This is a genomic window from Archangium lipolyticum (assembly GCF_024623785.1).
Taxonomy (GTDB): Bacteria; Myxococcota; Myxococcia; order Myxococcales; family Myxococcaceae; genus Archangium; species Archangium lipolyticum.
The window spans coordinates 98,274-121,268 of the sequence record NZ_JANKBZ010000025.1; the positions used below are offsets into that span (position 1 = coordinate 98,274).

At 66.9% G+C, this 22,995-nt stretch carries 15 protein-coding genes; 13 read left to right on the forward strand and 2 right to left on the reverse strand.

Features of this window, described 5'->3' with window-relative positions:
- Positions 1 to 147 precede the first annotated feature (147 nt).
- The 13 genes from NR810_RS37435 to NR810_RS37495 all read left to right on the forward strand — a co-directional run bounded on the left by NR810_RS37435 (position 148) and on the right by NR810_RS37495 (position 21,378).
- A complete protein-coding gene (locus tag NR810_RS37435; protein ID WP_257459606.1) occupies positions 148 to 2,943 on the forward strand; it encodes a YncE family protein in 2,796 nt (931 codons plus the stop codon).
- Between the two features lie 18 nt (positions 2,944 to 2,961).
- Positions 2,962 to 5,226 (forward strand): ATP-binding protein, encoded by a 2,265-nt coding sequence (locus NR810_RS37440; RefSeq protein ID WP_257459608.1) that lies wholly within the window; start codon positions 2,962 to 2,964, stop codon positions 5,224 to 5,226.
- A 112-nt stretch (positions 5,227 to 5,338) separates the two neighbouring features.
- Complete coding sequence (locus NR810_RS37445) at positions 5,339 to 6,343, forward strand: 3-oxoacyl-ACP synthase III family protein (RefSeq protein WP_257459610.1); 1,005 nt, start codon at positions 5,339 to 5,341, stop codon at positions 6,341 to 6,343.
- Positions 6,344 to 6,366: 23 nt separating this feature from the next.
- Entirely contained in the window at positions 6,367 to 6,747 is a 381-nt protein-coding gene (locus NR810_RS37450) for a VOC family protein (protein WP_257459612.1), read from the forward strand.
- Between the two features lie 36 nt (positions 6,748 to 6,783).
- Positions 6,784 to 7,752, forward strand: coding sequence for a D-2-hydroxyacid dehydrogenase (locus NR810_RS37455; protein ID WP_257459613.1), 969 nt, complete (start codon positions 6,784 to 6,786; stop codon positions 7,750 to 7,752).
- A 38-nt stretch (positions 7,753 to 7,790) separates the two neighbouring features.
- Positions 7,791 to 9,047, forward strand: coding sequence for a dipeptidase (locus tag NR810_RS37460; RefSeq protein WP_257459615.1), 1,257 nt, complete (start codon positions 7,791 to 7,793; stop codon positions 9,045 to 9,047).
- Between the two features lie 281 nt (positions 9,048 to 9,328).
- Positions 9,329 to 10,546: a serine hydrolase domain-containing protein gene (locus tag NR810_RS37465; RefSeq protein WP_257459617.1), complete on the forward strand. Its 1,218-nt coding sequence runs from the start codon at positions 9,329 to 9,331 to the stop codon at positions 10,544 to 10,546.
- Between the two features lie 349 nt (positions 10,547 to 10,895).
- Positions 10,896 to 13,445 (forward strand): carbohydrate binding domain-containing protein, encoded by a 2,550-nt coding sequence (locus NR810_RS37470; protein WP_407653874.1) that lies wholly within the window; start codon positions 10,896 to 10,898, stop codon positions 13,443 to 13,445.
- A 109-nt stretch (positions 13,446 to 13,554) separates the two neighbouring features.
- On the forward strand, positions 13,555 to 18,036 hold the full coding sequence (locus NR810_RS37475; RefSeq protein WP_257459619.1) for a discoidin domain-containing protein: 4,482 nt from the start codon (positions 13,555 to 13,557) through the stop codon (positions 18,034 to 18,036).
- A gap of 173 nt (positions 18,037 to 18,209) precedes the next feature.
- Entirely contained in the window at positions 18,210 to 18,380 is a 171-nt protein-coding gene (locus tag NR810_RS37480; RefSeq protein WP_257459620.1) for a hypothetical protein, read from the forward strand.
- Positions 18,381 to 18,530: 150 nt separating this feature from the next.
- Positions 18,531 to 20,369, forward strand: coding sequence for an N-acetylmuramoyl-L-alanine amidase (locus tag NR810_RS37485; protein WP_257459621.1), 1,839 nt, complete (start codon positions 18,531 to 18,533; stop codon positions 20,367 to 20,369).
- A gap of 130 nt (positions 20,370 to 20,499) precedes the next feature.
- Positions 20,500 to 20,913, forward strand: a complete 414-nt coding sequence (locus NR810_RS37490; RefSeq protein ID WP_257459622.1) for a hypothetical protein — start codon at positions 20,500 to 20,502, stop codon at positions 20,911 to 20,913.
- A gap of 6 nt (positions 20,914 to 20,919) precedes the next feature.
- Complete coding sequence (locus NR810_RS37495) at positions 20,920 to 21,378, forward strand: hypothetical protein (RefSeq protein WP_257459624.1); 459 nt, start codon at positions 20,920 to 20,922, stop codon at positions 21,376 to 21,378.
- A 114-nt stretch (positions 21,379 to 21,492) separates the two neighbouring features.
- On the opposite strand, the gene NR810_RS37500 is transcribed toward NR810_RS37495, so the two are convergent.
- Positions 21,493 to 21,957, reverse strand: a complete 465-nt coding sequence (locus tag NR810_RS37500) for a PaaI family thioesterase (RefSeq protein ID WP_257459626.1) — start codon at positions 21,955 to 21,957, stop codon at positions 21,493 to 21,495.
- A gap of 149 nt (positions 21,958 to 22,106) precedes the next feature.
- A complete protein-coding gene (locus NR810_RS37505) occupies positions 22,107 to 22,916 on the reverse strand; it encodes an alpha/beta fold hydrolase (protein ID WP_257459628.1) in 810 nt (269 codons plus the stop codon).
- Between the last annotated feature and the right edge of the window lie 79 nt (positions 22,917 to 22,995).

Below are 22,995 nucleotides of genomic sequence, written 5' to 3' on the forward strand. Positions count from 1 at the left end.
CTCCGGACGGCCTTCTCGGGGATGGGCTCTTTCTTTTGTCGAGAAGCCCCCAGTATTTACAATCTATACCGTGAAGATGCAATGTTTGCGTGTGGCTGTTTTCTTGGGAAACGCGAGCACGCGTTCGACCTCGCTTGGAGAGAGTTCATGAGAAGCAGGAGCCCGGCGTCTGGCCGGAACATCTGGAGAGCCGTCCTCGCCGCGATGCTGTTGGCGGGCCTGGCGGCGGGCCGTGCGGCGTCCGCGGAGGCGTTTACCCTCTTTGAAAGCGGGCAGGTCCGGCCTCTCGCACTCTCGCCGAGTGGCAGGTTCCTCTACGCCGTCAACACGCCGGACAACCGCCTCGAGGTCTTCCAGGTCCAATCCGGAAGCCTCACCCACCGCGCCTCGGTGCCCGTGGGGCTCGAGCCCGTCGCGGTCGCGGCGCGGAGCGACGAGGAGGTCTGGGTCGTCAATCACCTGTCCGACAGCGTCAGCGTCGTGCGGCTCAACGCCCTGGGGACGGGCGGCGCCGTGGTGCGGACCCTGCTCGTCGGCGACGAGCCGCGAGACATCGTCTTCGCCGGGCCCGGGAAGAGCCGCGCCTTCATCACCGCCGCGCACCGCGGCCAGAACGTGCCCTTCGATCCGAAGCTCACCACGCCGGGCATCGGCCGCGCCGACGTCTGGGTCTTCGATGCCAACGTGTTGGGCACCTCGCTCGGTGGCACCCCCCTGACGATCGTCAGCCTCTTCAGTGATACCCCGCGCGCGCTCGCGGTGACGCCGGACGGCTCGCGCGTCTACGCGGCCGCGTTCCACTCGGGCAACCGCACCTCCGTCATCCACGAGTCCCTCGTCCCCAATGGCGGCGAGGCGGTGGGCGGCGTCCCCGGACCGAACACCAACTTCGAGGGGGTGCCGGGGACCGAGGTGTCCGTCATCGTCAAGTACAACGGCCAGGACTGGGTGGACGTGCTGAACCGCCCGTGGACGGACAAGGTGCGGTTCTCCCTGCCGGACAAGGACGTGTTCGTCATCGACGCCGTCGCCAACCCGCCGGCGCAGCTCGCGGGCCCGGCCGGTGTCTACTCCGGTGTCGGCACCATCCTGTTCAACATGGCCGTCAACCCGGTCAGCGGGAAGGTGTACGTCAGCAACACCGAGGCCCGGAACGATCTGCGCTTCGAGGGGCCGGGCACGTTCGCCGGCAGCTCCCTGCGCGGGCACCTGCACGAGAGCCGCATCAGCGTGCTGAGCTCCTCGGGCGTCGCCCCGCGGCACCTCAACAAGCACATCAACTACAACGCCTGCTGCGCGCCGATCCCCAACCCGGAGAACGAGAAGAGCCTCGCGCAGCCCATGGGCATGGCGGTGAGCTCCAACGGCTCCACCCTGTACGTGGCCGCGTTCGGCTCCTCGAAGATCGGCGTCTACTCCACGGCCGCGCTCGAGGCGGATACCTTCGTGCCGAGCACGGCGAACCAGATCCTCCTGAGTGGCGGTGGCCCGACGGGGATGGTGCTGGACGAGTCCTGCGGGCGCATGTACGTGCTGACGCGCTTCGACAACGCGATCTCCATCGTCGACACCACCACGCGCCAGGAGATCGGCCACCTGCCGATGTACAACCCCGAGCCGCCCAGCGTGGTGGCGGGGCGTCCGTTCCTCTACGACGCGCGCAAGAGCTCGAGCCACGGCGACTCGTCCTGCGCGAGCTGCCACATCTTCGGTGACTTCGACAGCCTGACGTGGGACCTGGGCAACCCGGACGCCACCGTCAAGACCAACCTGAACCCCGTGGTGCCGGTGCTGCCGGAGTTCGGCACGGATCCCACCTTCGGCCAGGACACGAGCTTCCATCCGCTGAAGGGGCCCCTGGCGACCCAGAGTCTGCGCGGGATGGCGAACCACGGCCCGATGCACTGGCGAGGTGACCGGACGGCCGCCAATGACGCGCCGAGCGCTCAGCCGGACAGCGGTGCGTACGACGAGGCCGCGGCTTTCAAGCAGTTCAACCCGGCCTTCATGGACCTGCTCGGGCGCGACACGCAGCTCACCCCCGCGGAGATGCAGAAGTTCTCGGACTTCATCCTCCAGGTGATGTACCCGCCCAATCCGATCCGGAACCTCGACAACTCACTCACGCCGGCGCAGCAGGCGGGGAAGGACTTCTTCGTCAACACCACGAGCTTCTTCCAGGGTCCGTGCGAGTCCTGCCACCGGTTGGATCCCCATGCCAATCCCGAGAAGGGCCTCTTCGCTGGTTTCTTCGGGACGGATGGCCGCTCGTCCTTCGACGCGGAGCCGCTGTTCCCCAAGGTCCCGCACCTGCGCAATATGTACCAGAAGGTCGGCATGTTCGGCGCCGGCTTCGGTTTCGGCTCGGTCGAGGCCGATCCCTTCCTCGGGGAGCAGGTTCGCGGCATCGGCTTCAACAGCGACGGTGCCATCCCCACGCTATTTCTCTTCAACAGCGGCTTCGACTTCCACCCGATCTTCAACACGCCCGGTATTCCGCTCACGCCCGAGGGCACCGAGGCCAAGCGGAACATGGAGCTTTTCATGCTGGCCTTCGACAGCAACCTGGCGCCCATCGTCGGCCAGCAGGTGACGCTCACGGTCACCAATACGACCGTGGTGGCCCCCCGCCTCAATCTGTTGGTCGCGCGTGCGAACGTCGGCGAGTGCGATCTGGTGGCCAAGGGCCGGGTCGGCGGCAAGGAGGTGGGTTTCCTCTACCTGCGCAATGGGCAATTCGCGAGCGACCGGGTGGCGCACCCCTCCCTGTCCGATGCGGCCCTCCGTGCGGCTGTCGTCTCGGGTGGGGGGGCGCTGACCTATACCTGCACCCCTCCGGGCTCGGGCCGGCGCATCGGCATAGATCGCGACCTCGACGGGTTCCTCGATGGCGACGAGCGGGTAGCGGGAAGCAATCCCGCGGATCCGCTCAACACCCCCTGATCACACGCATTCATGGTCATGCGGCACGCTCCCTTTCCGAAGGCCCAGGGTTCCCTGGCCCGCTCCACGCTCATCAAGATGGGCGTGCGCATCGCGGTGATCATCACCCTGGCCACCTTCTTCAGCTACTTCCACATCTTCCGCTCCTTTCGCACCGAGGCTCTCGAGCAGATGGAGGGGTACCTCGCGGAGCGCGGCCAGAGGGAGCAGGCCCACTTCGTCCTGGCGCAGGACAACCACTCCGTCATCAAGAAGGCCCTGGCGGAGCGGTTCCAGGCCTGGAGTCAGCGGGATCCGGATCCCCACTTCGACCGCCTGTTCGCGCGGCTGCCGGATGGGACGATCCGCAACGAGCCCCGGAGCTTCGATGGCAGGAAGATGCCGGGGGTCTTCGTTCCCAGGGGCGTGACGGACGATGCGGACTTCCGCCGCCGGCTCCTGGCCGCGTACGAGGTGGTCGCCCAGTATGGGCCCGCCTTCCACATCCGCTTCGCCAACACGGGCGTCATACTGCCGGAGGGGGTGTTGGTGGGGTATTGGCCGGGGGGGGCCACCTGGTTCCAGGACGTCGCGGCTGACTTCTCGCTCCTGGACTTCGAGTACTTCACCCTCGGCCTTCCCGAGAAGAACCTCCGGCGGGAGTCCGCCTGGACCGGTATCTTCGAGGACACACCCAGCAAGACCTGGATGGTCACGGTCGCGACCCCGCTGGACGTGGACGGCCGTCACGTCGCGACGATCACCCATGACATGCTCCTGGATGAGCTGATGCGCCGGACCATCGGCGATCACCCTCCCGGGACCTACAACGTCCTCTTCCGCGATGATGGTCTTCTCATCGCCCACCCCGAGCTGAAGGTGAAGAGCGGGGCGGAGCCGTACAACATCCTGAACGACGCCCGGAAGCCGGAGGCGGTCTTCGAGCAGGGGGGCACGGCCGGGCAGCTGGCCCACCTGCGCGGCATCGTCGAACAGGTGAGGGCCCGCCCGGAGGGTCAGAACGTGCTGGAGCTCTCGGAGCACGGCGAGTACATCGCCGTGGTGCGGCTGAAGGGCCCGGGGTGGAACCTCGTCACGGTGCTGCCCGAGCAGGTGGTGTCCGCGCGGGCCTTCGATGTGGCGCGCTATGTCCTGATGTTCGGGCTGGCGTCGCTGCTGATGGAGCTCGGCATCATGTACTGGGTGCTGAAGCAGCAGATCACCCGCCCGCTGCTGACCTTCACCCGGGCCACGGACCAGGTGGCGGCCGGTGATTTCAAGGTGAAGCTGGAGTCCTCGCGCGATGACGAGCTGGGCCGGCTGGCCAATGCCTTCCAGCTGATGGCCCAGGAGGTCCAGCATCGCGAGGATGCTCTGCGGCAGGCCAACGAGGGACTGGAGAAGCGGGTGGAGGAGCGCACCCGGGAGCTCCAGGAGGTGCACCGTCAGCTCGTGGAGACCGCGCGGCAGGTGGGCAGGGCCGAGGTCGCCACCAACGTCCTGCACAACGTCGGCAACGTGCTGAACAGCGTCCACACCTCGGCGCTGCTGGCCAGGGAGCGGCTGGCCGGGCTGAAGCTCGAGGGCGTGGAACGGCTGGGGGCCTTGTTCGAGGAGCACCGCGCCGATCTGGCGACCTTCCTGACCCAGGACGAGCGCGGGCGGAACGCGCTGCCCTACCTGAGCCAGCTGGGGACGCACCTGATGGAGGGGCGCCAGGAACTGCAGGCACTGCTCAACGATGTCGGCAAGCACACCGAGCACATTGGCGCCATCGTCAAACTACAGCAGCGCTATGCCCGGACGCCCCAGCACATGTTCGAGCCGGTCCAGCTCGAGGAGTTGGTGGAGGACGCGCTGCGCATCAACCAGGCGGCGCTGGGCCGCCACTGCGTCACCGTGGAGCGCAACCTGGCGGAGCTGCCCCCCATCCTCACCGAGAGGCACAAGGTGTTGATGATCCTGGTCAACCTGATCAGCAACGCCAAGTACGCCATGGATGCGGTGAGCGAGGGGGAGCGGCGTCTGTGCGTGAAGCTGGAGCGGCTCGCCGACAACCGCGTCCGCATCGAGGTGCGGGACAATGGCGTGGGCATCGCGCCGGACATGCTCACGCGCATCTTCCAACATGGCTTCACCACCCGGGAGGAGGGGAACGGCTTCGGCTTGCACTCCAGTGCCCTGGCGGCCCAGGAGCTGGGGGGCACATTGCGCGCCCAGAGTGAGGGCCCGGGGAAGGGGGCCACGTTCACGCTGGAGTTGCCCGAAGCCCCCGAGAAGAATCGTATGCGCCTCAGTGCGTAGGACCACCCGCTGGCGTCTCCGTCACGCATTGCGTCACGTCAGACAGCGGACGCTCGCGGGAAATCTACGAGGCCGTGTCAGTGCGATGACGTGGCGTGGGTAGAACGAGGGCATGTTCCTCCACGCTCTCGGACACTTCCACCCGGAGAATCTCATCACCAATGCGTTCCTCCAGGACATCGGCCTGGAGACGAATGACTCGTGGATCCTCGAGCGGGTGGGGATCCGCACGCGTCACACGGTGCTGCCGCTCGACTACATCCGCGCGACACGCAACCGTGACGTACGCGGAGCACTGGAGGCAGCTCTGTACTCCAATGCGGAGACGGGCAGGCGCGCGGCGCTGATGGCGCTCCAACGCGCGGGGCGGAGCGTGGAGGACGTGGGGATGGTGGTGTCTGGCGGCTGCTCGCCCGACGAGTGCATCCCGGCGGAGGCCTGCCGCATCGCGGAGGCGCTGGGCATCGAGGCCCCTTCACTGGATCTCAACGCGGCGTGCTCCTCCTTCTGCGCCCAGCTGCACTTCCTCGCCGGGATGCGGCCGGAGGTCCTCCCGGACTTCATCCTCGTGGTGAATCCGGAGAACTCCACCCGCGTGGTCGACTACTCGGACCGCTCCAGTTGCGTGCTGTGGGGTGATGGCACCAGCGCCGCGTTGCTCAGCCCGCGCATCCCCGGCCCCTGGCGCATCACCCAGACGCTGCTGGGCGGGAGTCCCTCGGGCGCGGACAAGGTGCGGGTGCCTCGCGCCGGACACTTCACCCAGCAGGGCTCCGCGGTGCAGACCTTCGCCATCAAGCGCGCCAGCGAGACCTTCCTCACGTTGCGCACGCGCTACCTCGCGGCTTCCCCGGAGCGCACCCCGGAGGGACTGAGCCTCATCGGCCACCAGGCCAACCTGCGCATGCTGGAGGCGGTGCAGCGGCGCACCGAGGTCTCCGACGCGCGCCACTTCTACAACGTGGACCAGCGCGGCAACTGTGGTGCCTCGGGGGCCCCCACCGTGCTCTCGGAGAACTGGGACAATCCCCAGGTGGGGAACGCGGTCGCGCTCGCGGTCGTGGGCAGTGGCCTCACCTGGGCGGGGGCGCTGCTCGAGCGCTGCCTCGCGGAATGATTTCCTGATGAAGAGGGAGATGCATGGCACTCAAGGCACAGGAGACCACCTACTACGTCGAGAACCTCGACCAGGCGATCTCCTTCTACACGCAGGCATTGGGCTTCGAGCTGAAGCTGAAGCTCGATTGGGGATACGCGCTCATCGCCATCGGCGGCAAGCCAGCGGTGGGCCTCATGGCACGTCACGTGTGGCGCAAGGAGCTCGGGGCGGAGGAGGCCATGGCTCAGCCGCGCCTGGTGCTTCAGGCGGACGACCTCGACGCGGAACTCGCGAGACTGAGGGCCGCCGGTGTCCGGATGAGCCAGGTGGCGGGCAAGGTGGGCGCGGCCCGTTCGGTGACCTTCTGGGATCCGGAGGGCAACCCGTTCTTCGTCTGGCACGATCCCAACCAGCCCTTCTGAAGAAGTGCCAGGGGGGTTGATATGGTCGGCGGCAACATGAAAGTCGACCACCTGCTGGTCCTCGCGGATCCCGCGTCGCCCTACCTGAAACACCTCGAGCGGCTGGCCCCGAGAATCACCCTCACCGTCGGGCTCTCCGAGGAGCAGCTGGGACCGGCCATCGAACGGGCCCAGGTGCTGCTGATAGGGGCGCAGAAGAAGGAGCTGCTGCGCACGCTGCTACCACGGGCGAAGGCCCTTCGCTGGATCCACGCCCTCTCCGCGGGGGTGGAGAATCTCCTCGTCGAGGAGCTCATCCAGGGTCCGTTTCCCCTCACCAATTCGAAGGGGGTCTTCAGCGGTTCGCTCGGGGAGTTCGCCCTGGCCGCGATGTTGTACTTCGCCAAGGATCTGCGCCGCCTGGTGCGACAGCAGGCCGAGGCACGTTGGGAACAGTTCACGCCCGTGGAGCTGCGTGGACGGACCCTGGGCATCCTCGGATATGGAGACATCGGCCGCGCGGCCGCGGAACGAGCCAGGCCTTTTGGAATGCGCATCCTCGCCAGCCGTCGCCAGCCGTCGCGCAGTGAGGGGGATCCGCTGGTGGACGAGTTGTTTCCCCTCGAGCGGCGGCTGGAGATGATCGCCGCCTCGGACTACCTGCTCCTGGCCATGCCCCACACGTCCGGAACGCACCGGCTGATGGGTGAAACGGAGCTGCGGGCCATGAAGCCTGGGTCCGTGCTGATCAACCTGGGCCGCGGTAGCACCGTGGACGAACAGGCGTTGGTGAAGGTGCTGGAAGAAGGACGTCTGCGCGGGGCCGCACTGGATGTCTTCGAGACGGAGCCGCTGCCGGTGGGCCATGCCTTCTGGCGGCTCGAGAACGTCCTGCTCTCACCGCATTGCGCCGATCAAACGCCTGGCTGGCGGGAGGACACCGTGGCGCTCTTCCTGCGCAACCTCGACCGGTTCGAGAGGGGCGAGCCATTGGTGAACCTCGTCGACAAGGTGGCGGGTTACTGAGCCGCGACGCGTCCTCGAGGTTGCGGTAAGCATCGGCCATGAGACCGACCACTGCGTTTCTCAGCCTCGCCCTGCTCGTGAGCCCGGCCTGCATCCACGGCACGAATCGCCAGGAGACCCCGGCCACCCCCTCGCCCGAGGAGCTCGCCGAGCGCGGCCGCGCGCTCGCCAGACGCGTCATCATTGTCGATGGCCACGTCGACGTGCCCTACCGCCTCAGGGAGAAGCTGGGTCCCGATGGGGTGCCCACCGAGGATGTCTCGCAGCGCACCGCCGGGGGCGACTTCGACCATCCGCGCGCCGTGGAGGGCGGCCTCGACGTGCCCTTCATGTCCATCTACATCCCCGCCGAGTATCAGGAGAAGGGCGGCGCCAGGGCCCTCGCGGATTCGCTGATCGACCTGGTGGAGACGCTCGCCCGCAGGTCCCCCGAGAAATTCGCCATGGCCCGTTCGGTCGAGGAGGCCCGGCGCAACTCCCAGGAGGGCAAGGTCTCCTTCGCGCTGGGCATCGAGAACGGTGCCGCCATCGAGGACAAGCTGGAGAACGTCGCGCATTTCCAGCGGCGCGGCGTGCGCTACATCACCCTCACTCACTCCAGGGACAACCTGCTCAGCGATGCCTCCTTCAACACGGGCAAGCGCACCTGGAACGGCCTCAGCCCCTTTGGCAAGCAGGTGGTCGCCGAGATGAACCGGGTGGGCATCATGGTGGATGTCTCCCACCTCTCGGATGACGCCATCCGGCAGGCGGTGGAGGCGAGCCAGGTCCCCGTCATCGCCTCGCACTCCTCGTGCCGCCACTTCACGCCGGGCTTCGAGCGCAACATCAGCGATGAGCTCATCCGCGCCGTGGCCGCGAAGGGTGGGGTGGTGATGATCAACTTCGGCTCCATGTTCCTCTCCCAGGCCTCCAACGCCTACGAGGGGCAGTTCCGCAAGGCCATGGCGGCCTTCGCCCAGGAGCGTGGCCTGAAGCAGGACAGCCCCGAGCTGAAGGCGTTCGTGGAGTCCTATCTGCGCGAGCATCCGCTTCCCCTCGCCAGGGTGGAGGATGTGGCCGACCACATCGATCACGTGGTGAAGCTGGTGGGGATCGATCACGTGGGGCTCGGCTCCGACTTCGATGGCGTGGGCCCCACGCTCCCCATCGGGCTCGAGGACGTGTCCCGGTATCCCAACCTCTTCCGCGTCCTCCTCGAGCGCGGCTATGGCGAGGCGGACATCGAGAAGATCGCCTCGGGCAACGTCTTCCGCGTGTGGCAGCAGGCCGAGGCCCACGCCGCGAGCCGCTGAGCGCCTACGGAGCGCGCAGGGCCTTCTCGTAGGCGGCCTGCAACCGCTCGGCGACGGAAGGGCCCTGCGTCCCCAGGCGCCCAGATGCGCGAAGATGGGGACGAGCGCGATGGCTTTCTCCGTCCCCGAAGACCTCGAGTGAGAGGTTGATCGGGCAACCCGACCGATGTTCGGCGCGCATGCTCCTGCTCCCAGGGAAACCGGTTGCATTCTCGTACCAGTATCCCTAACCTGAAACTGGTTGCGATTTGCAACCAGTCATCGCGGGAAAGGATCGGACGATGCAACGTCGAGAGGACACCTGCTCGGGGTTTTCCAAGGAGGGGCTCGACCGCATGCATGCGGCCATGGCCGCCTACGTCGAACGCGGCGAACTGCCGGGCGTCGTGACGCTGCTCAGCCGAGGGAGCGAAGTGCACGCGGACGCGATCGGCCTGCAATCCTTTGGCGGCGCGGCACCGATGCGGCGCGACACCCTTTTCCGGATCGCCTCGCTGACCAAGCCGATCTCAGGGGTCGCTGCGATGCTCCTGGTGGAAGACGGAAAGCTCAGCCTCGACGAGCCCGTGGACCGGCTGCTGCCCGAGCTCGCCAACCGCAGGGTTCTCAGGAGCCTCGGCGGGCCCGTGGATGACACCGTGCCGGCCAGACGCCCGATTCTCGTCAGCGATCTCCTGACGCTGCGCATGGGCATGGGCGCCATCATGACGCCGGGCGAGTATCCGATCGTCCAGGCCATGGCCGAGCGGGGGGTCGCGGTCGGCCCCTGGTTGCCGAAGGCGCCGAGTCCGGACGCCTGGCTTCGCGCCCTGGGCTCCCTGCCGCTGATGCATCAGCCGGGCGAGGCATGGATGTACGACACCGGCCTCACCGTCCTGGGGGTGCTGATCGCGCGAGCCTCTGGCCAGCCACTCGGGGACTTCCTCAGGGATCGCATCTTCGAGCCTCTGGGGATGAAGGACAGCGGCTTCAGTGTACCGGCCGGGAATCTGGACCGGCTGCCCACCTGCTACATGCGCGCTCCCGCGCCGGGGAAGTTCGAGGCCTTCGACGCCGCCGGTGGGGACAGCCAGTTCAGCCGCCCTCCGGGCTTCCCGTCCGCGTCTGGCGGCCTGGTCTCGACGGCGGACGACTATCTGGCCTTCGCGAGGATGATGCTGAACAAGGGGGCGCACGGGGGCAGGCGCCTCCTCTCCGAGCGCTCCGTCGAGCTCATGACCACCGACCACATCACTCCCCAACAGAAGGCCGTGTCGCCCTTCGGTCCCGGTTTCTGGGACAAGCGCGGTTGGGGATACGCACTCTCCATCGTCCATGAGCATGAGGCGGGAGAGCCTCGGGGTTTCGGCTGGGACGGCGGGTACGGAACGTCCTGCTATTGGGATCCGAAGACCGGCCTGATCGGCATCCTGCTGACCCAGCGTTTGATGGACTCGCCAGATGCTCCACCCGCTTACGTGGACTTCTGGCGCTCGGCATACGAGGCGATCCAGACCTGACCCGCCCACCGGGCGCATGGCATCAGGCGAGTGGTGGGACCTGTCCCAGGGCGGCCAGGAAGGCTCCATGGCCTCGGACTTCGAGGGCTCCCTGCTGAACACATGTCCTGCAATTGGCGCCTCCCTGCGACTCCCGGCTTTGAAGGAGCCTTTCGTTCACAGGTAGGAACTGCCGCGTCGCGTCAATCTTTTTTCGCGTTCTCAAAGGCTGGATATTGGTATAAGGCCTTGTTTACGGGCTTTACTTTTTCTTCTCGTGTTCGCCCGGAGTGCGGAAAGGATCAAGGGCATGAAACGAAGCGGGAGTTCGTCCTGGAGGCGGTTCGTTGTTGAAAGCGCTTTCTGCGTCGTGGGCGTCATCGCGGGAGTGGGTTGCGCGGTGGCGACCAGCGAGGACGCCGTGGAGTCGGCGGAGTCCGCCGGGTACGAGGCGTCACTGGAGTCCTACGGCTCCAAGACGCTCACCATCGGGGGACAGACGTTTGGATTGACGTGGGAGGATGACTTTGGCGGTGACCTGAACAAGGGCCAGCCCAAGTCCTATCTCAACACCCAGTACTGGACGAAGGAGAACCTGGGCGTCAACTTCGAGCAGCAGGCCTATACGAACCGGGAGTGTCCCAACAATCCCAACAACTGGAACTACTGTGTCGAGAACGGCAAGCTGACGCTGCTGGCGAGACAGGAGCCGTTGGACTGTGTGGTCTGGCAGCAGTGCACCACCTCCAGCCAATGCGGCACCAACGGCACGTGCGCGGCCACGGGCTACTGCGTGTATGACCAGAACCGCAACGGTGTCTTCGATCACGAGGAGTGCGCGCCGTTCAATGGCACGGCGAACGCGCCGGTGAACGGGACGAAGTACACCTCGGGCCGCATCAAGAGCGACGAGAAGGTCGAGTACCGTTACGGCTACATCGAGTTCCGCGCGCGCATGCCCTTCGCGGATCTGCCCGCCGGGGCCACGCCGCCCAATGGCATGTGGCCCGCCATCTGGATGCTCGGCGCCAACGGAGCCATCACCAACGGTGGCCGCGATGACAGCGCCGGCTGGCCCATGAATGGCGAGATCGACATCATGGAGTACACGCAGATCAAGGAGAACAAGGCCCTTTATCCGTCCAACGAGGCCATGGGCTACAACGTGCTGTGGCGCGAGTTCCCCGAGGCGGGCGAGCTGGCGGCCAACCCCGGTGGATGGGAGCCCAACGCGTGCAGCTCCTGGCCCAACAACGGTGACGCGAAGTGTGACGGGGACGTGGGCGGTGCGCGGGCCACCTGGGGCGGCAAGACGATTGACTACCACCAGTGGCACACGTGGGGCTTTCTCTGGGATGAAAGCGGTTTCAAGATCTACATCGACAACATGCCGCAGAACGGCGGCCAGCCCGTGGGCGTCTTCTCCACGGGTGACGGCGCGACCGAGTTCCGTCAGCCGATGTACCTCATCCTCAACAACGCGGTGGGCGGCGAGCTGGGCTGCCTGGGGTGGAAGGACCGCGCCTGCACCTCCAGCGCGCAGTGCGCCAATGGCGCGGCGTGCGTGAGCGGCAAGTGCCAGGAGACGGCGGGCTCGTGCGTCAACATCGACTGGGCGGCCCATGGTGACAAGGCCAAGCTCGAGGTGGACTACATCCGCTGGTACCACCGCAACTCGGGCTATGCGCAGGCGCCCCGGGCCGCGTGCCAGGACATCGACAACAACGGCGTGCCCGACAACCTCATCCGCAACTGCGGCTTCAACGAGGACTTCACCTACCACCGCAGCGACCTGTTCTTCGACGGTGGCGCGGGCCTCACCGAGGTCATCAACGAGGGCGGTACGCGCGGCTTCGTGCAGTGGGTGCGCGTGGACAACGGCGGCTGGGCGAACCACAGCGTGCAGGTGCGTCAGGAGGGCTTCCAGCTTCAGGCCGGTACCTCGTACAAGTGGAAGGTGGACCTGAAGTCGAACGCGGCGCGCACGGTGCCCATCAAGATCGTCCAGGCGCACGATCCGTGGACGGCCATCGCCTCCTTCAACTGCAACGTGGGCACCTCGTGGACCACGTGCACCGGGCCCAACTTCACCGCGTCCGCCACGGACACCTACAAGTTCGAGATCTCCCTGGGCGGCTCCGCCTACACCGGCGCGCAGCTCTACCTGGATGACATGTACATCGGCACCACGGCCAACGCCTGCCAGCCGGACTGCACGGGCAAGCTGTGTGGCAGTGACGGCTGCGGTGGCACCTGCGGCGCGTGCCGCACCGGAACGACCTGCGGCAGCTGGGGCCAGTGCGTGGCGTCCGGCGGCACCTGCACGCCCTCGTGCTCGGGCAAGGTGTGCGGCAGCGATGGCTGCGGTGGCACCTGCGGCACCTGCGCCACGGGGACCACGTGCAACAGCTCGGGCCAGTGCGTCAGCTCCTGCGTACCCTCGTGCTCGGGCAAGGTGTGCGGTAGCAATGGCTGCGGCGGCACCTGCGGCACCTGCGCCACGGGCTCGACGTGCAACAGCTCGGGCCAGTGCGTCGGCACGGTCACGCCCCGGCGTCTGGAGGCGGAGAGCGCCACGCTGACGGGCTGCTTCGCCGAGGCCGGCGGTGACAGCGGTGGCAAGGTCGTCGCCTTCGAGGGCAATGACACCATCTGCTGGAGCAACGTGAACATGTCGGGCATCACCTCCGCGACGGCTCACGTGGGCGCGCCGTACACCGGTGGCCAGGCACAGCTGAAGTTCAATGGTTCCGTCATCGGCTCGTTCACGCTGAGCACGTCGACTGGCGGTTGGAGCAGCCCGAGCCTGACGAACCTCACCACGTCGGTCTCCTCGAGTGGCACGGGCACGCTCTGCCTCGTGGGGGTGACGCACCCGAACGGCTGGGTGTTCTCGGTCGACTACCTCGACCTGAAGTAGTGGTCTCGAAGCGGTGATCAGAATCCCTTCCAGCGTGGTAGGCTGGAAGGGATTCTGCGTTGTCTGACCATTGTTGTCTGACATTCTCAAACTCCGATTCTCACCCCCCATGAACCCTCTCAATTCACTCCTCCACGGCGCGCGCAGCGCCTGGACACGGTGGGCGTCTGCCTGCGCGGGCCTCGTGCTCGTGGGTATGACGGCCGCCTGGCCCATCGCCGCGCACGCTCAAATCGCCAACCTCGCCCGAGGCAAGCCCGTCACGGTGTCTTCGTCGGATGGCGTGTTCACGGGCCCCTCCGCCGTCGACGGCGATCCCGGGACCCGCTGGAGCAGCGGCTTCAGCGACAACGAATGGATCTCCATCGACCTCGGGTCGACCGTGGCGATCAGCCGCGTGGTCCTCTACTGGGAGACCGCCTACGGCAAGAACTACAAGATCGAGACTTCCAACGACGGGACGAATTGGACGACCCTGAGCACCGTCACCAACGGTGACGGTGGCACCGATGACCTGACCGTGTCCGGCTCGGGCCGTTACATCCGGATGCTCGGACAGCTCCGGGCCATTGGCTACGGGTATTCGCTGTGGGAGTTCGAGGTGTACAGCGGGAGCTCGTCGACGAGCACGGACCTCGCCCGGGGCCGTTCCGCCACGGCCACGAGCATCGAGAACAACGATCCCAACCTCGGGCCTTCCTTCGCTTTCGATGGCAACCCCAACACGCGCTGGTCCTCCGCCGCGGGGGTGGACCCCCAGTCGATCCGTGTCGACCTGGGCTCGTCCCAGGCCCTGGGCAAGGTGGTGCTCGACTGGGAAGGCGCCTATGGCAAGGCGTACACCGTCGACGGCTCCAACGATGACGCCACCTGGACGACCCTGGCCACCATCACCGATGGCGCGGTGGGCCGCCGGGAGATCGCCGTGTCGGGCACGTACCGCTACGTGCGCATGCGCGGTACCGCGCGCGGCACGGGCTATGGCTACTCGCTCTGGTCGTTCGAGGTCTACAAGCCCGGTGACACCACGCCGCCTCCGACCCAGACGACCAACCAGACCGTCAAGCTGGTCTTCCCCGATCTGGCCTACGCGAAGGTGAGCATCTCGCCCACGCCGCTGGCCGTGTCTCCCATCCCGGAAGAGGGCCTCGCGACGCCTTCCGTGCGCAACCCGGCCAGGGTGGTCACCTACCTGGTGACCTTCCCGCCCAACACCACGGTGACGATGTCCAAGAACCAGTTCTCGCCCACCCAGCCCAACACCGACATCCGCCTGGTGCTCACGGACTCCTCGGGCAACACGCAGCGCGCGCAGTCCGTCACCGGGCTCGCGGTGCAGGACGCGGTGTGGCAGGTGGAGATCTACAGCACGGGCTCCACGGATCCCGGCGGCGGTGGTCCCATCATCCCCGACCCCTACGTGAAGGTGCCTCCTCCGGCGACGGCCGGTGCGTTCGCGGTGATCGCCCCCGCCAATGGCGCGATGATCACCAACACCCGCCGCCCCACGTTCCAGTGGGCCGCCGTCACCGGCGCCACCAACTACAAGCTCTTCGTCAACATCACCCGCAATGACTACGACTGGAATGCGCCCGGAGCCCTGATCAACCGCTTCTCCGAGGTGGGCTCCACCACGGGGACCTCGTTCACCCTCAACCAGGACCTGGTCGATCGCTGGACCTACAAGTGGTACGTCGTCGCCACGCTCGCGAGCGGAAGCACCAGCCGCTCGGACCTGCGCACCTTCAGCGTCTACCTCCCGGTGGTGGAGACCGTCGCGGATGGCGTGCCGCTCATCAACGGGATGCGCGACCTGAACAAGAACGGCACCATCGAGCCGTACGAGGACTGGCACAACCCCATCGCCACGCGCGTCAACGATCTGATGAGCCGGATGACGCGGCACCAGAAGGTGATGCAGCTGTTCTTCAATGCCAAGGAGTACCCCGACGCGGGCTTCACCATGGGGCCGCTGGCGCCGGAGGACATCGTCGCCTTCCAGAAGGCCTCCGCGGCCACGCCCCTGGGCATCCCCTACATCGACGCGGGTGACTCCATTCACGGCTTCAAGACGAGCTGGCCCACCCAGCCCGGTCTGGTCGCCACGCGTGACCCGCAGCTCGCCTACGAGATGGGCGACATCCAGCGGCGCGAGCAGCTGGCCGTGGGCAGCCGCGGCACCCTGTCGCCCCTGGCCGAGGTGGGCACGAAGATCCTCTACCCGCGCATCCAGGAGGGCAGTGGCGAGGACGCGGACGTGGCGGCCGCCTTCTCGCGCGCGCTCATCGCTGGTTTGCAGGGAGGCCCCGAGGTGAACCCCCACTCCATTTGGGTCACCACCAAGCACTGGCCGAGCCAGGGCGCCGGTGGCGAGGGCGGCATCACCTACGACGGCACCACCATCCACTACCACATGCGTCCGTGGCACGCGGCCCTCGAGGCTGGCACCAGCGGCATCATGCCCGGCTACGCCGGCAGCAAGCTGCTGGCTCCGGGCCAGTGGGGCGCGGGTGACAGCCCGGGCATCATCAACTACCTGCGCCAGAACATGGGTTACACCGGCGTCATCTGCACGGACTGGCTGCCGGCGGGCGATCCCTGGGTCCGCTCGCTCATGGCGGGCTCCGACGTGATGGGCGGTGCCGATCCCGGGCAGATGGGCGACTTCGAGAGCCGGGTCACCGATGCCCGTGTCGACGAGTCCGCCCGCCGCGTCCTCGAGCTGAAGTTCCGGCTCGGCTTGTTCGAGGACCCCTACCGCAAGGGGCTCGCGGGAACCTCCGAGTGGCACACGGCCGACAACAAGAAGGCGGCCCGTCTGGCCGCCCAGGAGTCGATGACCCTGCTCAAGAACGACGGCGCCCTGCCGCTGCGCATGGGCGCGGGCTCCTCGATCGTCGTCGCCGGTCCGCGCGCCGACGACCCGTCCTGCATGGTCACCTGGCGCTCGGACTTCCACAACACGGAGTTCGGGGCCCTGACCATCTACCAGGCCATCAAGCAGCGCGCCGAGGCGGCGGGCATCACGGTGTACAAGGACGCGGCGCCCGCGGGAGTCACCCCCAGCGCGGCCATCGTGGTGGTGGGCGAGAGCTACTTCACGCACGGCACCGCATGGGACAAGGAGAAGCCCTACATCCCCGGTGACCCGGCCGGTCCCCCTCACACCGCCTTCTCGAGGCCGGACGAGCCCCGAGATCACTACGGCATCATCACCAGCTTCAAGTCGAAGAACATCCCGACGACCACGGTGGTGGTCCTGCCGCGGCCCTACATCCTCACCAACGTGGCGCCGCAGAGCAACGCGCTGGTGGTCGTCTACCGGCCCGGAGACCTGGGTGGCCCGGCGCTGGCGGACGTGCTGTTCGGTGACGTGCTGCCCCGTGGCCGGCTGCCGTGGGATCTGCCGCGCTCGCTGGATCAGATCGGCACCGATGTGGAGACCGACCAGAAGGAGCGCTGGGACCTGCCGTTCGACCTGGGGGCCACCGAGGCCGAGCGCACCGCCATCCGCGACCGGATCGCCAAGGGTCTGCCCGTGCAGCCCATCTATGGCAATCCGTTCTACCGCTACGGCGATGGCATCCAGGGCTTCGGTCTGTCCGACTCCACGCCGCCCACCGCGTTCACCCTCCAGACGCCCGCGAACGGAACCACCATCACCGGCACGCGGCCTCCGTTCTCGTGGACGGCGAGCAGCGATGCGCAGACGGGCATTCAGTACTACGAACTCTTCATCGACGGTCAGGCCGTGCTGGGGGGCAGGACGAAGGCCACCTCCCTCGCGCTCGAGGGACTCAAGCTCTCCAACGGCCAGCACACCTGGTACGTGAAGGCCACCAACTGGGCCAACGGGGTCACCACCTCTGCCACGTCCACGTTCACCCTCAGCGACACCACGCCGCCCGCGGCCTTCTCCGCGCTCCTTCCGGCGGCGGGCTCGACGGTTCCCGGGACCTCGACGCAGTTCATCTGGGAGCGGACGAACGACGTGGGGGCGGGCGTCGCCCAGTACATCCTCACCGTGGACGGCACGGACCGTACTCCCGCCATCACGGCCGGTGCCTACACGGCCCCAACCGTCAACCTGGCGCGCGGCCGCAATGTGTCCGCCACGTCCAATGAGTTCGGCAGCGCCAACGACGCGGTGGATGGCAACACCACCACGCGCTGGTCCAGCCGCGCGGACACCGCCAGCCCGGATACCGAGTCGATCACCGTCGATCTCGGCGCCGTCTATTCGATCAAGCGCGTGGTGCTCAATTGGGAGGCCGCATACGGCAGCCAGTACGTGGTGGAGGCCTCGCTCGATGGCACCACCTGGAAGCCGCTCTACACGGAGAGCGCCGGCAACGGCGGCATCGACGACCTCTCCAACCTGAGTGGGGTGGGCCAGTTCGTGCGGATGCGCGGCGTGAAGCGTTTCACGCAGTATGGCTACTCGCTGTGGGAGTTCGAGGTGTACGGTCTGGCCACGCATCAGACCTCGCTGACCGGGCTGGCGGCCGGAAGCCACACCTGGCGCGTGCGCGCCGTGGATGGTGCGAACAACAGCACGCAGTCCAACGGCCCCATCTCGTTCACGAAATAGCCCTGGCGGGTACTGACTCCCGAGCAGGGTGAAGACAGGGGGCGGCCTCGTGAGGGGCCGCCCCTTTTTCGTGGCCCGGAAGCGCGTGCCCGTCCTTGACGGAACGCATCAACGGATGGGGTTCGCCATGGTAGGCTTCCCTCGTCGTTCTCACCCATGACAGGAGCGCGTGAATGTCCAAGAAGACCCTTCGCATCGTTGCCCTTCTCTCCGCGGTCGCTGGCGTTGGCGTGGCGGGGCTCGCCCTGGTGCCGGGCAAGGCCCAGTCCGCGGAGCTCCCCAGTGGCTGCTATCGGCACCCCATCACCGGCGCGCTGATCTGCCCCTATCCCCCGCCGTACTGAAGCGCTTCCGTTTCAACGCCGGGAGCCTCGCGCGGGTGGTTGTGCGCGGGGCTCCCGTGGTGTCACCGCCGCGCCTTTTCTCCTTCGATTCTTGAGACGGGGTCTGTCTCGTCGCCTCTATCTGTTGAGTGACGACGTCTGGAGGAATCGATGAAGAACAGGCCTGGAATTTTCCTGCTCACCGCCTCGCTGGCATTGGCGCAGGCGTGCGGCGCGAACGAGCAGCAGGTATCCGCCGTCCCCGCCGCCGAGGTGGATCTGAAGGGGGCGGAGACCTCCGCACGCGAGGATGCGTCGTTCGACGAGCTCTTCAGGGTCGCGGGCAGCGAGTTCAACGTGCCGCCCGCGCTTCTCAAGTCCATCTCGTTCGTGCAGACGCGCTACCAGATGGTGGAGGGTGCCGAGGAGTTCGAGGGACGTCCGGCCGTCCATGGAATGATGGGGCTCTCGGGGGCGCTGCTCGAGGAGGGCGCGAAGCTGGCCGGCGTCACGGTGGAGCAGGCCAGGAGGGACGCGCGCTCCAACATCCGGGCGGCGGCGGCGCTGCTGTCGCACCGCGCGGATGCGCTCCGGCTCGACCGGACGCGGGCGAGCCAGTGGGCGCCGGCGGTGGCCGAGGTGTCCGGCATCCAGGATGAGGAGGGCCGTCGCAGCTTCGTCCAGGACGAAGTCTTCCGGGTGGCCCGCCTGGGGCTGGGGACGCTGTCGAAGGAGTGGGCCGCGAGCGGGCAGGGACTGACCGCGGAGGAGGGGAGGGTGGAGCAGTCGCTCGCCGTCGCTCCGGACTACGCGGGAGCCGTGTGGAGGCCGTCGCCCAACTACAACGCCCGTCCCCTGGCTCCGCGCATGGTGATCATCCACACCTGTGAGAGCGGCTACTCGGGGTGCTGGAGCTGGCTGACCAACAGCAGCTCGCAGGTGAGCGCACACTACGTGGTGCGGGAGGATGGTGGGGAGATCAGCCAGCTGGTGCGGGATGCGAGCCGGGCCTGGCACATCGGCGCCACCTACCAGTGCAGCAACAACAGCAACATGGAGTGCGGGCTGAACGGGCGGAGCTCCAATGACTTCACCATCGGCATCGAGCACGGAGGGTATGCGTCGCAGACGACCTGGCCGGTGGCGCAGATCGACGCCTCGGCCCGGCTGCTGTGCGACATGACGCGTGACAACAGGATTCCCCTGGATCGCTACCACGTGGTGGGGCACGGCCAACTGCAGCCGTACAACCGCACGGATCCCGGAGCCAACTGGCCCTGGACGGACTACCTCAACCGGGCCAAGGCTCACTGCGGCACCGGGTGCGTGGTGGGTGGGGCGATCCTGACGCGTTACAACCAGTTGGGCGGAGCCGGGGGCATCCTCGGGGGGTGCAGGACCAACGAGCTGACGACGCCGGACGGGATCGGCCGCTACAACCACTTCCAGAATGGCAGCATCTACTGGACCCCGGACACGGGCGCCTGGGAGATCCACGGCCTCATTCGTGCCAAGTGGGAGTCCATGGGCTGGGAGACGAGCGTGCTGGGCTACCCGATCACGGGTGAGATGGCCACGCCCGACACCATCGGCCGCTACAACCACTTCCGCAAGGGCACGCAGCTGGGCAGCATCTATTGGACCCCGGACACGGGCGCCCATGCGATTCACGGCCTCATCCGCGCCAGGTGGGAGGCGTTGGACTGGGAGAAGGGTGTGCTGGGCTACCCCATCACCGATGAGATGGTGACGCCGGATGGAGTGGGCCGCTACAACCACTTCCGCAAGGGCAACATCGAGGGCAGCATCTACTGGACGCCGACCACGGGCGCTTGGGAAGTGCACGGCCTCATCCGCGACAAGTGGGCCTCGCTGGGCTGGGAGAGGAGCGCGCTGGGCTACCCGGTGTCCGACGAGTATGCCGTCACCGGTGGCCGCGAGAGCGAGTTCCAGAAGGGCTACATCACGTACAACGCCTCCACGGGTGCTCTGACGGTGCGGATGAAGTAGCGGTCCCGGTCGTGCGCCTCCGGCCGGTCTCGATGGCCGGGGGCTGGTGCGTTCCGTCATGTTCCAGACGAGGGGCCCGGCCCGCTGGACGGGAAGACAAGCAGGGAGGGCAGGAGCAGCTTGCCTGCCCATGACCCCTTCCCCTGAAGCCATTCGTTCGCGGCTCCTCGCGGATCCCAATACCCCGAAGCTGGCCGAGCAGTTGGGTGTTCCCCTCGAGAAGTACGTGCAGCAGGTGGTGCACTTCGTCCAGAACCCGCAGGAGGAGCCGCAGCTCCTGGTCGTGGAGGACGAGGATCTGCGTGCCATGGGCCACGAGCCCCCGGAAATCGAGTCCCTGGACCACCTCCTGGACGAGGCGGTGGCCGTGGCGGATCTCATGGAGAGGACGGACTTCACTCCGGCGAAGAAGCCGCTCGTCTCGCTCACCGGTCTGCCGGAGACCCCTGTTGCCACCCCATCGGCCCCGGCTCGCACCGACACGTCTTCCGACCTGGACGCACAGCTGCGCCGCGGGCGGTTCTCCTCCAACCAGGGAAAGTGAGCTCACATGGGTCTGAAGATCGGCGGGTTTTTCAAGAGCATTGGCAAGAAGGTCGCCAAGGGGATCAAGAAGTTCGCCAACTCTCCCCTGGGCAACCTGGTGATGGAGAAGGGCCTGTCCTTCATCAAGAAGAACGCGGGGAAGATCACCGACAAGGTCCTCGGCAAGCTGGGCAAGCTCAAGATGAAGGGCGGTTTTGGCAAGTTGTTGAAGGCGATCGAGCCCTTCGCCAAGAAGCACCTCGGAGACGCCATCGCCAAGCTCTGCACGAAGGGGCTCTCCCTCTTGTCTGGCATCGCGAAGCAGGCCTCGAGCACCGGAGACCTGCGGGCAATGGTACAGCAGTTGAATCTCGCGCGTGCCCAGGCCCCGGCCATGGACCCGACCACCGAGCAGATGGCCCGGGAGAACATCTTCCAACTCATCGCCCACCGTCATGCGGAGCTGATGCGACAGGTGGCCTGAAGCGCCCCTCGTGGCGGGGTGGGCCGTGGTCCTCAATGTGGCTGCGGCGCTTTCGTTACGGCACCCGCGGGCACCTCGCCCGCGTCCGGACCGCCATCGCAGGTGTCGTGGTCATCATCGCCCGCGTGCCTCGTCTCCTCGGAGGACCATGCACGAGCTGAACACCTTGGCCACGAGGCTGCCCTTGTCGTCCTCGACGTCGCACTCGATCAGCCCGAGCGTTCGCGTCCGCTTGACCACGCGTCCGGTCGCCCGGAGGCGCGCGTTCCAGATGGGCTTGAAGAACTTCGACGTGAGATCGAGCGTGGTGAAGCTCTCCTCGTCCTCGAGCGTCGTGGCCATCGACGCGCCCATGGCGAGATCGGACAGATCGCAGATCACTCCACCGTGGAGGGTCCCCATGGGATTGGCATGGCGCTTCGAGGCATCCATCTCGATGACGACACGTCCCGTTTCGACGCTGGTGAGCAGGAGCCCCAGCAGCTGAGCGATCGGAGGGGGTGGTGCCTCTCCCCGTAGGACCCGCTCCAGATCCTGGAGGTGCCGCGTGGTCTTGGGAGCGGAGACTCGGCCGTTCATGACTTCTCCTCGTTCATGAGGACGCAGCGGGGCCTCACCCGAGCTGCGTCCTGGGACTGACCCTTCTTTATATTATGAGTATAATATGAAACGGCCAGCGGTTCCAGGGAATCGTGTGTGAGGGGTGTCCGCTGGCTGGTAAGGAGGGCTCAATCGAGGAAGCGATGGACCTCGTCCGTGAACTCCTCGATGTACTGAAAGAGGAAGGCGTGACCGGAGTCGGGATAGAGGATCAGCTTCGCGTTGGGTGCCTCCTGCGAGATGACGTAGGAGCGGTAGGCGGGAAGCATCACGTCGGAGACGCCATTGGCCACGAGGATCGGCAGCGTGAGCTCCCGGAGCCGGTTCCGTACGCCCGGCCATTGGGAGAGGGCCTTCATCTGCCTCATGAACGCCTCGCCCGTCACGGATGGCCCGCGCCGCGGCTCCGCGTTCAACCGCGCCAGATGCGCCTGACCCGCCGCGCGCCCGGTCTTGGTCTCGGTGAAGAACAGGAAGAGGAAATCCTCCTGGTCGTTCACGGGCTTCGTCATTACCTCGGGGACCCGCGGATGGGCTGACGGACCCTCGGCGGGGCCGCCGGAGCTCGAACCCGCGATGATCAGCCGCCGGACCAGGGCTGGCGCGGCCAGGGCGACGTGCTGGGCAACGGTGCCGCCGAGGGACCACCCGAGCAGGTCGGCCCGCTCGATGCCGAGGGCCCGCGCGAAGGCGATGGCCACTTCGGCCATTCCCGCGACGCTGTCCGGGACCTGGCCGCCCGACCGGCCGATGCCCGCGTTGTCGAAGCGGATGACTCGGCGCCGGGTGGCGAGCGCGGACACGAACTTCGGATCCCAATCGTCGATCGTCCCGCGGAAGCGCTGGAGCAGGATCAGGGGGACGCCATTGTCTTCGCCGTCGACGGTGTAGGCCAGTTGACCGAACGGGGTTTGGATGGACTGTACTTGTGCGCTCACGTTTCTCTTCTCCGGGTTGATGGAGCCGTTGGCCCCGATTGGCTATCGGCGTGCTCTTCGGCCCGCAATGCTTTGATTT